The following is a 13282-nucleotide window of genomic DNA, read 5'->3' as shown; positions in this document are numbered from 1 at the left end:
AGTAAAAAACGTAAACAGGAATTAAATCCTTCTTAATTGAGCAGAGTGTGGATGAGATCCCTGTTCAAAACGTATTGTCCTACGATTTACTATGCACACGTTTCATCATATTAAAGAGGAGGTTATCAATTGTCAGACGATCTATTCAATAACAAATTGAATGAAGAACAAGAAGATACATTGACGAATAGACAGGGACATCCTGTTACAAACAACCAGAATCTAAGAACAGTCGGCAATCGAGGTCCTGCTGTTTTAGAAAACTATGATTTTCTAGAAAAAATCAGCCACTTCGACAGAGAACGTATTCCTGAACGTGTTGTCCATGCACGTGGTGCAGGCGCGCATGGCTATTTCGAAGCCTATGGAACAGCTGGTGACGAACCCGTTTCCAGGTATACACGCGCAAAACTTTTTCAGGTAAAAGGCAAACAGACGCCTGTATTCGTCCGCTTTTCATCCGTTATTCATGGTGGACACTCGCCTGAAACACTTCGTGACCCTCGTGGATTTGCTGTGAAATTTTATACAGAGGACGGTAACTGGGATCTCGTTGGAAATAATTTAAAAATATTCTTTATCCGTGATGCAATCAAGTTCCCCGATATGATTCATGCTTTTAAACCAGATCCGATTACGAATATTCAAGACGGCGAACGCTTTTTCGACTTTTGCGCCAGCTCTCCCGAATCGTTCCATATGGTGACATTTGTTTATTCGCCCTGGGGCATCCCTGCCAATTACCGCATGATGCAAGGCTCCGGTGTCAATACGTATAAATGGGTGAACCAAGAAGGCGTTGCAGTACTTGTCAAGTATCATTGGGAACCGAAACAAGGTATTAAAAACTTAACCCAACAACAAGCAAGTGAAATCCAAGGGACAAGTTTTAATCATGCGACACAAGATTTACATGACGCGATCAAAGAAGGTGATTATCCTGAATGGGAGTTGCTTGTCCAAATTATGAGTGACGACGAACATCCAGAACTCGATTTCGACCCGCTCGATGATACGAAATTATGGCCTGAAGATCTGTTCCCATGGTTACCTGTCGGAAAGATGACCTTAAACAAAAACCCTGAAGATTACTTCACTGAAGTTGAACAAGTAGCATTCGGTACAGGTGTGCTTGTCGATGGTCTTGATTTCTCTGATGATAAAATGCTTCAAGGACGGACTTTCTCCTATTCAGATACGCAGCGTCATCGCGTTGGCGCCAACTATTTACAGCTACCCATCAATTCTCCAAAAAAACGGGTAGCAACGAATCAGAGTGGCGGACAGATGCAATATAAACTTGACAGAGCTCCGGGTCAGAATCCTCATATTAACTACGAGCCATCGATCTTAGGCGGTTTAAAAGAGGCTGAACAAGACGGAATAGAATACACTCCTTATATTGAAGGTAAACTTGTGCGAGAGTCCATTGACCGACAAAGCAATACAAAACAAGCCGGAGACACGTATCGCAATTTTGAAGAATGGGAACGAGCAGATTTAATTTCAAACTTGGTGTCAGACCTTTCAAATTGTGACCCACGTATTCAAGTTAAAATGATAGCTCTTGCGGATGAGGCGGATGAAGAATACGGACGTCGTTTACGAGAAGGCTTGGCACAAGCCTCAACAAAAGGATCGAGTCAGAAGCCCCTCGGAAATAGAGATGGCGATAAAGCCCCTGATGAAGCAGTGGAGAAAGGTCATGACGCCGATCCATATTAATAAAACAGCTCACTCAATGGAGTAAATCCATCTGAGTGAGCTGTTTTATTCTACTGAACTTGAATTAGTAAGCTTTGCTTATCGTGTACCTACATTTTAAAAGTATCGAAATACTTTTCTTACCGATCTACTCTTTTAAAATAAAGATAAATTTTCTCTAATTTTTTTGTTTGTTTTCCTTTTAAACTTTCCATATTACCAAATTCAAAAAACTTCACTCTTTTGATTCCTACAAAACTAAACAGTGCTTTTTTCATCAATATTTTATGTGCATTATTCAACCAGAGAAGTGGATATTTTGTAGGGCCCTTCATAGTCGATACACATACAACTGACTTTCCTTTCAAAAGTCCTTCTGGTAGTAGTCCCTTCTTATCCCTGTAAGCAAAATTCGCAGAAAATAATTGATCAATGTATCCCATAAGCATTGCTGGAGGTCTTCCCCACCAGATTGGATAGACAAAGACAATCTTATCAGCCCAAGTAATTTGTGTTCTATATTTTTCAATGCGAGGATCACGATACATATCACGTCTTCGTTTATGTTCACTAAACACTAGGAGTGGATCAAATTTTTCTTCATATAAATCTAATACCTGTAACTCCTTTATGTTCGGATTTTCATTACTTCCTTTGATAATTTTTTGTAAAAATGCATAATTTAAACTTTTGTGATTAGGATATGTGTATATAACTAGCGTTTTCATAACGCACCCCTTTTACTTATCATATGATAAGTAAATAATAGCACTCTCTTCTTTTTGTTGTCAAATGATAATTGTATTAGGACAACGTTTTTGATATCTTGTGAGTAAGAGGTGAGAATTATGGACAAAAAAGCTCTTTTTTATAAATGTGTATCATTTACAACTTCTGTTCATCGCGTGACACACGAATTAACCAAAAATACCAAATCAGATTCCGTCACACCAGTTCAATATAATATTCTTGAGTATATAGCCGTTAGTCAACCTGTTACTCCTAGTGAAATCAGTGATTGTCAGCATATATCTATGCCAAACACGAGCCGTGAACTGAAAAAATTAAGCGAAAAAAATCTAATCGAAAAATCAAGTGATACCGAAGATCGACGAAAACAATATATTCGCCTCTCAGAAGATGGGGAAACCATGATGAACGAGTCTTTTGCATGTGTAGAATTTCGTTTCCTAGATCGAATACAAAATGCTTCGAATGAAGATTTAGATGCTATTAACCAAGCATTAGATATTCTTCAAAAAAAACTATTTTATTAATAGACATGAACTACGGTTTAATCCTCTCAGAGGTAATGGGAGAACAAATAATGGATAAAACAAAACGATTCACCTGGCATAAAATTGGGGGATCGTTTTTTAATAGTATACAAGCACACGTGTTGATAACCAAAATAAACCAAAAAAACAACTTAATCAAACACTAGGCGTCCCGAGTACGGTTGCTTTTAGATCGCTTTGTATTGAATGACTCCTATACCAGTACCGAGATATCTTGATCTATAGGATGCGCATGGTGGTCGATCATCCGTCGCCCTCCAAAGGCACAAGTACACGAAGTACTAAAGCTTTTTGGGACGAAAGAAATTCAACAGACGTGGTATAGAAGATGAATTTTTCATATTAAAACTTGGCAGATTCCGATATATATCATAGATCATCCGTGTTTAAGTAACAGATTAATTCGTTTCAATTATTTCTTTAATGATTGTCGCTAAAATATCCGCTGCTCTATATTCTTCTTCCAATGTATTGTCTATCCCGCCTATATTCATTAATACTGACTCACCAATGAGATCCTGATTGTAAGTACTTTGTGCCTTACCATTCTTAACTATTACCCCTCTCGAAATTCCAGGGTATTTTTGCTCAATTTTAGCGTGTAGTAGTTCTGCGAAATCCACATTTTCATCGTAATTCTTGCTTGTTCGAGACACTATTAACGCCACCTTTGCATATTCTTTTCCATTAGCGATGAAGGTGCTATCTTTTCTTGCTATGGAATCCCTGTGAATATCAAATACCACCTTTACAAATCTCAATGATTCTGTCTTCCAAGTTTTCTGCATCAAGCAAATATATCCCCCCTCATTTTGTCATACAACCATTATTCGTTTAAGCTACCGAAAAGGTTACATGTTTTTTTGAAAAGTTCCTCCAACTACTAGTGTTGATTTTCTCCTTTAACGAGTAGAGTGTATTTCTATGTTAGATAGCTAAAAATGATCTGTTAATAGAGATTAAGATACATGATAGAAATACATTCCAGCGTTTAAAGTGAATTTATCAAACAATTTCGATGAAGGGTTTCACTATATTTAATGAAATGAAAAACGTCAAATCCACTTTAGCACTGTCTAAACTTAGGGCTTCGGCATCCCCTTTCAAGTCTATTTTCATTTACTTCTTTAATTACAAAGAAGTTCCATCTATTTCCTTCTTTTTATTTCACATCAAAAAATATCTTTGTTACACTATATTAATAGAAAGTTCTATTTGGGGGTACTCAATATGAAATTGTTCATCAAAAAAGTTAAGCCTATTCTACTACATCCAACCACCCTGATTTTGACCTTACTTTTCTTAAAAGTGATCGCATTTCGTGTCGTCGTTTTTCATAACAAATCTGTCTTCCATATTGCACTCATTGAATTTCCACTATGGGCATTCTTACTTTCACTCATCGTTCTCTTCGTAAAGAAACGGACGTGGACCGGCATCTTCGTATTCAATACGATATTGTCTGTATTATTTATCGCCATTATTTACTACACACGTTACTTTTCAACAATTCCATCCTATTATGACTTACAGCAACTTTATCAATCGAATTCTGTAGGAGGAACAGTGGGTCTTCTAAGCAAGCCCTATGATTTCCTCTTTTTCTTGGACCTACTACTTATCCTTCCAATTGCATATTACTATAATGCCAAAAAAATAAAATCTTCAGCTAAAGTAACTAGACAATTAGCGATTCTATTTGGAAGTATTGGTCTTATTACAACGCTACTAGCTTTTAGGCAACCACTTATTGACGTTTCTTATTTTGCAAAAGAGAATGGCTATTTACAATCGCAAGCGGTGCAAGTTTTCACGCGGAGCTTCGGTATCGCGCTAGCTTCTGATGTTAATTTATCAGAACAAGACGTGGAGAAACTCAAAGGGAATGACTACGTTCCCACAAATGAGCATAATTCCTATGGTATTGCTAAGGATCGTCATGTATTCGTCATTCAGGTCGAGTCATTACAAGGCTTTGTGATCAATAGAAAAGTGAACGGACAAGAAATTACACCTTATTTAAATGCCTTATTGAAAGATAGTACATATTTCGATAACGTATACCAACAAATCGGGGCGGGCAACACTTCTGACGCCGAGTGGCTTATGCACACGTCCATTTACCCTGAAGGTATGGATCCGACTGTCAATGTCATTACTGGAAAGCCAGTCCCTTCTCTACCTCGAACTTTACAAAAAAATGGCTATGGTACAGCCACTTATCATGCCGATGACATTACCTATTGGAATCGTGAAAAACTATATCCAGCACTCGGTTTTGACTACGTTTATACCAACAAAGAAATTCCAGCAGAACAAGAAATAGGATTTGGTCCAGCGGATGAAGTACTGTTCGATTTTGCTGCTAAACAACTGCCCATACAATTTAAGAAACACGAAAAAATATATTCAAACATCATTACACTGACAAGCCATACACCATTTGAAATGCCTGAAGATCTTCAATACCTAGTATTACCGGATAGTTATGACAACACATATGTCGGCAATTATCTTCAATCAGTTCGCTATACAGATGAGCAAATCGGAGTATTCATTGATACTTTGAAAGAGGTGGGCTTATATGATAACTCGTTGATTCTAGTCTACGGGGATCATTCGGGTGTTCACGGGGCTCCTGTCACGAAAGACGATGAGGCTATTCTTTTGGATCTACTCGACCATCCTTACAACTTACAAGATCGTTTTATCGTGCCGGTCATTTTTTCAGGAGGCGGACTTTTCTCCGGGGAAACGATTAGCCACTTAGGCGGACAAATTGATCTGATGCCTACATTATTAAATTTACTCGGAATAGAACATGATGCACAGATGATGGGTCACGATTTATTTCATTACGAAAACAATTTACTTGGCATGCGTTACCACCTGCCAGGCAGCTCCTTCATAAACGATGACACATTGTATGTCGCACCAAGCGCTAAATTACCTGCTATCCTCTACAATTTGGAAACCATGAAAGAGAAATCTCGGACAAATAAAACACAGCAATCTATCGACAACGCCTTACGAATCATGCAACAATCCGATCAAATCTTAAAATCGTATAGCAAACGAAAATAATAGAAAACGGGTTATCTTTAACGAAAGATAACCCGTTTTTTCATTCTCCATCCTCAAAGAAAACAATGCGATTGCTAAATGGATCAATAACTGTCAGTTCCTTCGTTTGCCATGGAGTTGTTTCAAGACGTGGACGTGCGAAGTTATATTCTTTCGAGTGAAGCACTGCATGGAAGCTTTCGATATCTTCAATCTCTATCCGAATGGCAGCCCCCGGACTACAATCCCCGTGATGCTCTGATAAATGAATGATACAATTTCCGTTTGAAACCTGCATATACAACGGCAAATTATCCTCGAATCGATGCTCCCAATCTAATTTAAATCCTAAATAGTCAACGTAAAATTCTTTTGCTTTCTTCTCATCGAATATACGGAGAATCGGTGTGACACTTTTACCATTCATACAATGCACTCCTCGTTAATCCATAAATTCATTTAATTTTACTAGATATGTTGAACAAATGAATACGGCGTATGCGCTTTACAAGGGCTTTTGGGAGGCCACTGAAAAAGCATTAGTACTTGGAATGGTTTAGGATTCCCACTAATACCGCTTCGACGCTTTGTGGATGCCTCCCGCGATAAGCCAGAAAGAAGACCCCTTGGGAGGGATTGAACTGCATCCCTCCTTAGTCTTATCGCTCCGGCTATCACGAAGTCGCGCCTGCGCTGGATGGTCTATGTGAGAAAGAGCTTTTCATTATCTACGATGAAACCTGCAAGCCGGGGCACGTCTTTCTTGAATATAAGTAGTAGCAAAAAGTAATCACATTATAATCACAGCATATACATCTCAAAATCACATTTCTCTCAATCATGAACACCCTAGCGCAGGCGCGGCAAAGGCATCCCCAAAGCGCCAAGCGTTCTACAATCCACACCCCGAATTAATACTCTCTTATTTTGAGCGCAACGTCAGATTCAATAGGATTCTTTAATTCAACATATATAGACTGCTTCAATATAAATGGAGCTCCGTCTGACAATCGGACGGAGCTCCACATGTATTTAGTTACTTTATAAAGTTAATCTTCAATCAGAGGGGGTTCTGATCCCCCTCTGATTCTTCTCGTGTCCTTAAAGACTCGATGTAGGAGTCTTACTGCCCGTTAATGCGGGACAAATTTCTTAAAAGCAAGTACTGCATTATGCCCGCCAAAACCAAAGCCATTTGAAATCGCATAGTTTATCTCCATTTTCACAGCTTCATTTGGAACATAATTCAAGTCGCATTCTTCATCTGGATTTTCGTAATTGATAGTAGGTGGTGCAATATCTTCCAGTATACTTTTAAGCGTTATGATTGCTTCAACCCCACCTGCCGCACCAAATAGATGTCCTGTCATCGATTTGGTTGAGCTTACCTTTAACTGATAGGCATGAGAACCAAAAGTAGCTTTAATGGCTTTCGTTTCTGATTTATCGCCCTCTGGTGTGCTCGTTCCATGCGCATTAATGTAATCAATATCAGTCGGATTAAGTCGTGCCATTCCTAAAGCTAATTTCATCGCTCTTGCTGCTCCATCAAAATCCGGGGATGTAATATGATAGGCGTCTGTTGTTGAACCATAACCCACGATTTCGCCCAGGATGGTTGCTCCCCGTTTTTTAGCATGTTCATACTCTTCAAGTACTAAAATTCCTGCGCCTTCCGACATAACAAAGCCATCACGCTCACGATCGAAAGGGCGGCTCGCCTTTTCAGGTGAATCATTTAAAGTAGACATGGCTCTCATTCTTGAGAAACCAGCAAAAGATAATGGATTTATTGAAGCTTCTGCTCCCCCCGCTACGATAGCATCGGAATAACCATGTAAAATATTCAAGTATGCTTCACCTATTGCGTGGTTACCTGTTGCACAGGCAGAAACTGGCGAAAAGCTCGGACCTTTAAAACCATATTTAATAGCTATAATACCTGCCGCCATATTACTAATCATCATTGGTGCCATAAATGGAGAGACCTTTCTTACGCCTCTTTCTAGTAAATGTTTATGATTTTCGAGTACAGTGTCAATTCCACCAATTCCAGATCCAACGTAAACGCCTATTCGCTCCTTATTAACGGTGTCCGAATTGAGTACTGATTGGTCTAACGCTTGTTTTGCCGCTGCATAAGCGTACTGCGCAAACAAATCATATTTCCCCAATTCTTTTTTATCAAAGTATTCTTCCGCTGGAAAGTCCTTTATACGCCCAGCAATCTGTGTGTTAATTTCTTTGAATTCATCGTCCTCAATTTTTCCAATCCCAGATTTACCTTCTTTAATATGATTCCAAAACGTATCTACATCATTTCCTAGTGGCGATACGACTCCATATCCCGTTACAACAACTCGACGTTCCATATACTAATACCTCCCATAAAATCGTCATGTATTCACATATTCCTAACTCCATCATTTCCATTTACAAGCAGTTTTAATTGATCAATTACTATTGAATACAAATATTCTCCTACTACACGTCTATATTGTAGCGCACCTTTAATACTCGATATTAGAAGAGCGGCTAATGCCCCTGTATCATGTGTTAGTTTTCCTTCTTCCTTTAAAACATCAAGAAGCTTTTTTAAATAGTCTATCTCCATTTGACTCAATTGTTGTACACTCTCTTGCATAGCGATCGGTAAAAAGTTATAGTCTGCTTGTAAAGATGATATCGGGCAAACTTCATTGTTACCAATCTGATTAGCTCTTCTTGAAATAAACTCCCACGGTTTATCTTCACTGTTTATTTGAGCTTGATCAATGTTCAAATAAGATTTTTCCAGACCTTCTTTTAACTTTGTACAAACGGCTAGACCTAAATCCTCTTTCTTCATGAAGTGATAATGAATGCTTGCTTTCGTTACACCAAGTTCCTTAGCCAAGTCGTCATAACTAAAAGACAAATAGCCCTTTTCTCGAATATTTCTAAGTGCTAGCTCAATGATTTGTGATTTTCTATTTTCCATAACCAAATACTAACTTACTAATAGGTAAGTGTCAATTGACTCTGGTTCTTACACCATATATTACAAAATGAAAAGCCCCTATCTAGGTTAAGATAGGGGTTTAGTTTATTTAAAAATCAAAGTTATCCGGATCTGGACCCACTCGGTGATTCTGATTCAGACTATCGATGCGTTTCATATCATCCGCTGTTAATTCAAAATCAAAAACTGTTGCATTTTCAGCAATACGATGTTCTTTCGTGGATTTCGGAATTGTAATAACGCCATTTTGTAGATCCCAGCGTAAAATAACTTGGGCAATTGATTTACCATATTTATCGGCGATTTCCTGAAGATCTGTGTTGTCGAGTAATTGTCCTGCCATGAGTGGAGACCATGCTTCCAACTGAATATCCTGTTTTCGGCAAAATCCACTCAATTCTTTCTGTGTCAAACGTGGATGGTACTCCACTTGGTTCACCATTGGTTTAATTTCCGCATCCTTCATCAAATCCTCAAGATGATGAATTTGGAAATTACTTACGCCGATTGCTTTAACCCGTCCTTCTTTATAAAGTGTTTCTAGCGCTCTCCACGCCTCTTTATATTTTCCTGCCACTGGCCAGTGAATAAGGTATAGATCTAAATAGTCTAAACCTAGTTTCGTTAAGCTCTCTTCATAAGCTGCAATTGTTGATGCGTAGCCCAACTCTGAATTCCAAACTTTTGATGTGATAAATAAATCTTCTCGCGCAATACCTGTTTCTTTAACTGCCTCACGAATACCTTGTCCTACGCCAACTTCATTGCCGTAAATCGCCGCTGTATCGACACTGCGATAGCCATGTGTAATCGCAGTTTTCACCGCATTTATTAATTCTTGACCCTCTTCCACTTTAAATACACCAAGGCCAAGCCAAGGCATTTTCACACCGTTATGCAACATTGTTGTCGATTGTAAGTTTTTCATTATTTATGTCCTCCTATTTTTTAATTAAAGTTGTGTTGCGGATTATATGGTTCCAATCACCCCCTTTAGGTTAGATTAATCCTTTGCTGATCTTTTCTTTCTAGCGCCCGACTGACGCCTGTTAGTATGGCTGCAATCAGAACCATTGCCCCCCCGATCCAAGCCGTATGAATGAGCCCAATCGAATCAGTAACCACTCCACCTACGTAGGCCCCCATCGCGATCCCCGCATTAAATGCAGCTATGTTCATAGCGGAAGCAACATCTACTGCACTTGGGACAAAACGTTCAGCTAACATGACGACATACACTTGAAGTCCTGAAACGTTCATGAATGCAAACAATCCCATGAAAAGAATTGTTACTAAACCCACGACCTTAAATGGTGCCGTAAATGTTAATATGAAAAGCACAATCGCTTGCGCAATAAACATATAGAACAGCGAGCCAATCGGGTTTTTATTTGACAGCTTCCCACCAATCATATTACCAATTGCAATCGCAATTCCGTAAACAAGTAAGATGATCACGATGGTTCCTTGTTTAAATCCTGTTATCGTCTGAAGCAACGGAGATAAGTACGTGAATACAACAAATGTTCCTCCGTATCCCAGTGCTGTAATGGTCAATACTAGCAATATCCGACTATTTGTTATGAGCTTAACTTGATCTCGAATCGTTGTTGGAGTACTTTGACGTAAATCGGATGGAACAAGAATACTATTCGCAATAAACCCTATAATCCCTATCACTACGATTGCCACAAAGGCAAAGCGCCAACCAAACTGTTGTCCAATAAATGTCCCAAATGGAACTCCTGTAATAGTAGCAACCGTAAGTCCTGTAAACATGATTGAAATCGCACTTGCTCTGCGATTCTCTGGAACTAAATCAGCAGCGATTGTCGACCCAATTGACATAAACACACCATGTGCAAACGCTGAAATGACACGGGCCATAAGCAAAACCGTAACACTTGTTGCACCCGCCGCAATCCCGTTTCCTATGATAAAGACTATCATAATCCATAATAACAATGTTTTCCGTGGCATTCTTGAAGTGAGCGATGTTAAAATTGGAGCACCTATCATTACACCTAACGCGTACAGGGAAACAGTTAGTCCTGCAGTCGTCACCGATATATCTAAGTCTTGGGAAATCAGAGGCAAAAGCCCAACACTAATAAATTCTGTTGTTCCGATTGCAAATGCACTAACAGCTAATGCAAGTAGTGCAAACATACTTCTCTTTTTATCTAAAGTCACTTTTTTCATCCTTTCTTTTCCTTTGTTGTATGATTGAATTTACAAAGACCACAATGAATACCTCGTACAATTCATCTGCAAATGTTAGTATGAGTCACAGGGATTAAAAAGAAAAGTACGCACTTTTAAGTACTATAGGTACCAAAAAGTTATATAGGTACTTTTAAGTACCCATTAGTAAGGAGGATGAGGATGACAAAAAAGAAGTATAATATATCCGTTGAAGCGACATTAGAAGTGATCGGTGGAAAATGGAAATGTGTCATTCTATGCCATCTGACACATGGTAAAAAACGTACAAGTGAATTGAAACGTCTTATGCCAGATATCACGCAAAAAATGCTCACGCAACAATTACGTGAGCTAGAAGCAGATGGCGTTATTAACCGGATTGCTTACAACCAGGTTCCACCGAAAGTAGAATATGAATTGAGTGAATACGGTTTAAGCTTGGAGAGTATATTAGATTCGCTATGCGCTTGGGGGAACGTACATATTATGAAAGTATATGGAGATAAGTTTTCCGTCCTAGAAGAGGGCATTTTAAACGATAAACTAAAGTGATAATCCATATTAATTGAGCGTAGGTCCCTTAATAGGGGAAATCAAAGCGGATTTTAAAGAAGCACTGGTGTCTACCCCTTTATGCAGAAAAGAGTGCCTCTCACAATTGTTTGTGAGAGGTGTTTTTGCTTACTTCACCTTATACAAGCCGAACCATCATTATGAAAGAGTAAAGTTCTTTACTGCATTTCATATAATTTGTTAAATAAACCAACTGCTGCCACCGCCCCGTTAGCTGAATAAGAAATATTACTATTGGTACACTAAATTACCTGTTAGTTGAATAAGAACAGAAACACTTACATAACAATCGCGCCCGCTTGCGGAACAACTTTATCGACGTGATTACATATTTCACTGGCAGGATGTCAAAATCCATCAATTATTGGCCCGATAACTAGTAATTACCCATAATTTATTTGATCTTCTCCGCCAACTCTAAAATAATTCCCTCTGGCCCACTGCAGTAGCATAACTTATAACTTTCTTCATAGTGTAGTATCTCACTAAAGATTTTCGTACCTTTCTTTTTCAACTTGGCAACAATAGCTTCAATATCTTCAACAGCAAAGGCAATATGCCGAATACCCGGGGTATTTGCAAAAGGTTGCTGAATTTCTCTTTCATCTGACGGATTATAAAATTTGATTAGCTCTATCCATACTTGACCGTCTGGTGTCCCTAATCCTACACATGCTACTTTAACGTCATTAAGCCCAAATACCTGATTTATCAACTCTCCTTCCATTTCCCATTCCCCTTGCACCTCAAGGCCAAAATCGAGAAAAAAATCTTTAGCGGCAGTGAGATCATTTACGATTACACCCACATGATCTATTCTATGGATTTTCAAATCTCATACCTCCTTTGTTCCTGTTATTTTGCAATATCTTGTATTCTTGATAAGTTTGTTTGTAATTCTAATTCGCTAAAAACAGAAAATATCCTTGTTCAATAAACTGACTGATTGTTCAACTAACTTGCTTCTTTAGTTCAAGAAGGAAAGCTTTACAGTTGTTCCACTAACCACCCGTTAGTTTAAGTGAAATTCTTCATGTAGTTAAAAAAGTGACGCTATAATTAATTCTAAACATTAATTTTAACCGTATATAACGTTCTCTAAGTGAATAAATAGCTAATTCCAAAAAAACCGAAATATTATTAGCGATACAAATGATAAAAAGGTAATTAAAAGTGATGATAAAATAAAAGTATGTTGACTAGGGTAACTTATTTTTTCTTTCATTGTAGTTACTCATCATACAAATATCAGCAAAAACCTCATTGTTTTCTCATTGAACTAAATAATCAAATATCAACAGCGTAAATTAAACAGAGCCTTTTCACTAAGAATAAAACTGCCATGTTATAAGTAAAAAGATTAATATAACAATAGTAACGATTGATAGAAGATAAATAGCCCTCTGTAATTTCATTAGAGTTGCCTTTTTCCAATTAA

The 13282-nt window shown here is 38.2% G+C and carries 12 protein-coding genes; 4 read left to right on the top strand and 8 right to left on the bottom strand.

Translation table 11 applies throughout. From position 1 onward, the window contains the following. Positions 1-129: 129 nt before the first annotated feature. On the top strand, positions 130-1725 hold the full coding sequence (locus MKY15_RS14555; RefSeq protein ID WP_342537859.1) for a catalase: 1596 nt from the start codon (positions 130-132) through the stop codon (positions 1723-1725). A gap of 119 nt (positions 1726-1844) precedes the next feature. Here MKY15_RS14555 and MKY15_RS14550 read toward each other — a convergent pair whose 3' ends face one another. After that, positions 1845-2432: an NAD(P)H-dependent oxidoreductase gene (locus MKY15_RS14550; protein ID WP_067207329.1), complete on the bottom strand. Its 588-nt coding sequence runs from the start codon at positions 2430-2432 to the stop codon at positions 1845-1847. 120 nt (positions 2433-2552) lie between these two features. Here MKY15_RS14550 and MKY15_RS14545 point away from each other — a divergent pair, with 120 nt between their 5' ends. Further along, positions 2553-2981: an SMC-Scp complex subunit ScpB gene (locus tag MKY15_RS14545; RefSeq protein WP_067207326.1), complete on the top strand. Its 429-nt coding sequence runs from the start codon at positions 2553-2555 to the stop codon at positions 2979-2981. A gap of 419 nt (positions 2982-3400) precedes the next feature. Here MKY15_RS14545 and MKY15_RS14540 read toward each other — a convergent pair whose 3' ends face one another. Further along, the gene (locus tag MKY15_RS14540; RefSeq protein WP_342539765.1) at positions 3401-3790 is read right to left on the bottom strand and encodes a stage II sporulation protein P; all 390 of its coding nucleotides are present in this window, start codon (positions 3788-3790) and stop codon (positions 3401-3403) included. Positions 3791-4232: 442 nt separating this feature from the next. On the opposite strand from MKY15_RS14540, the gene MKY15_RS14535 reads away from it, so the two are divergent. Beyond that, positions 4233-6086: an LTA synthase family protein gene (locus MKY15_RS14535; RefSeq protein ID WP_342537857.1), complete on the top strand. Its 1854-nt coding sequence runs from the start codon at positions 4233-4235 to the stop codon at positions 6084-6086. A gap of 40 nt (positions 6087-6126) precedes the next feature. On the opposite strand, the gene MKY15_RS14530 is transcribed toward MKY15_RS14535, so the two are convergent. From MKY15_RS14530 to MKY15_RS14510, 5 genes are all read right to left on the bottom strand, one after another. Next, entirely contained in the window at positions 6127-6492 is a 366-nt protein-coding gene (locus MKY15_RS14530; RefSeq protein WP_342537855.1) for a glyoxalase superfamily protein, read from the bottom strand. A 706-nt stretch (positions 6493-7198) separates the two neighbouring features. Continuing rightward, positions 7199-8437, bottom strand: a complete 1239-nt coding sequence (gene fabF / locus MKY15_RS14525; protein ID WP_342537854.1) for a beta-ketoacyl-ACP synthase II — start codon at positions 8435-8437, stop codon at positions 7199-7201. Positions 8438-8469: 32 nt separating this feature from the next. Continuing rightward, positions 8470-9045 carry a TetR/AcrR family transcriptional regulator gene (locus MKY15_RS14520; protein ID WP_067213885.1) on the bottom strand — a complete coding sequence of 192 codons (576 nt, stop codon included), beginning with the start codon at positions 9043-9045 and terminating at the stop codon, positions 8470-8472. Positions 9046-9154: 109 nt separating this feature from the next. After that, a complete protein-coding gene (locus MKY15_RS14515) occupies positions 9155-9997 on the bottom strand; it encodes an aldo/keto reductase (protein WP_342539763.1) in 843 nt (280 codons plus the stop codon). 62 nt (positions 9998-10059) lie between these two features. Next, the gene (locus MKY15_RS14510) at positions 10060-11268 is read right to left on the bottom strand and encodes an MFS transporter (RefSeq protein ID WP_187047240.1); all 1209 of its coding nucleotides are present in this window, start codon (positions 11266-11268) and stop codon (positions 10060-10062) included. Between the two features lie 183 nt (positions 11269-11451). Between MKY15_RS14510 and MKY15_RS14505 the strand changes: the two genes are divergently transcribed. Next, positions 11452-11823, top strand: coding sequence for a winged helix-turn-helix transcriptional regulator (locus tag MKY15_RS14505; protein ID WP_067207314.1), 372 nt, complete (start codon positions 11452-11454; stop codon positions 11821-11823). A 415-nt stretch (positions 11824-12238) separates the two neighbouring features. Here the strand turns inward: MKY15_RS14505 and MKY15_RS14500 are convergent, their stop codons facing one another. Then, positions 12239-12676: a VOC family protein gene (locus MKY15_RS14500; RefSeq protein WP_338653007.1), complete on the bottom strand. Its 438-nt coding sequence runs from the start codon at positions 12674-12676 to the stop codon at positions 12239-12241. Positions 12677-13282 lie beyond the last annotated feature (606 nt).

Origin of the sequence: Sporosarcina sp. FSL K6-1540, from assembly GCF_038620285.1 — a bacterium.
GTDB classification, from domain to species: Bacteria; Bacillota; Bacilli; order Bacillales_A; family Planococcaceae; genus Sporosarcina; species Sporosarcina psychrophila.
The sequence above is the reverse complement of the archived record's forward strand: the minus strand, read 5'-3'. Positions and strand labels throughout refer to the sequence as shown.

Bases quoted from the DNA above. Each gene is read 5' to 3' on its own strand.
- MKY15_RS14550 (WP_067207329.1), bottom strand. From the start codon at position 2,432: ATGAAAACGCTAGTTATATACACATATCCTAATCACAAAAGTTTAAAT.
- MKY15_RS14545 (WP_067207326.1), top strand. From the start codon at position 2,553: ATGGACAAAAAAGCTCTTTTTTATAAATGTGTATCATTTACAACTTCT.
- MKY15_RS14540 (WP_342539765.1), bottom strand. From the start codon at position 3,790: ATGCAGAAAACTTGGAAGACAGAATCATTGAGATTTGTAAAGGTGGTA.
- MKY15_RS14535 (WP_342537857.1), top strand. From the start codon at position 4,233: ATGAAATTGTTCATCAAAAAAGTTAAGCCTATTCTACTACATCCAACC.
- MKY15_RS14530 (WP_342537855.1), bottom strand. From the start codon at position 6,492: ATGAATGGTAAAAGTGTCACACCGATTCTCCGTATATTCGATGAGAAG.
- fabF (WP_342537854.1), bottom strand. From the start codon at position 8,437: ATGGAACGTCGAGTTGTTGTAACGGGATATGGAGTCGTATCGCCACTA.
- MKY15_RS14520 (WP_067213885.1), bottom strand. From the start codon at position 9,045: ATGGAAAATAGAAAATCACAAATCATTGAGCTAGCACTTAGAAATATT.
- MKY15_RS14510 (WP_187047240.1), bottom strand. From the start codon at position 11,268: ATGAAAAAAGTGACTTTAGATAAAAAGAGAAGTATGTTTGCACTACTT.
- MKY15_RS14505 (WP_067207314.1), top strand. From the start codon at position 11,452: ATGACAAAAAAGAAGTATAATATATCCGTTGAAGCGACATTAGAAGTG.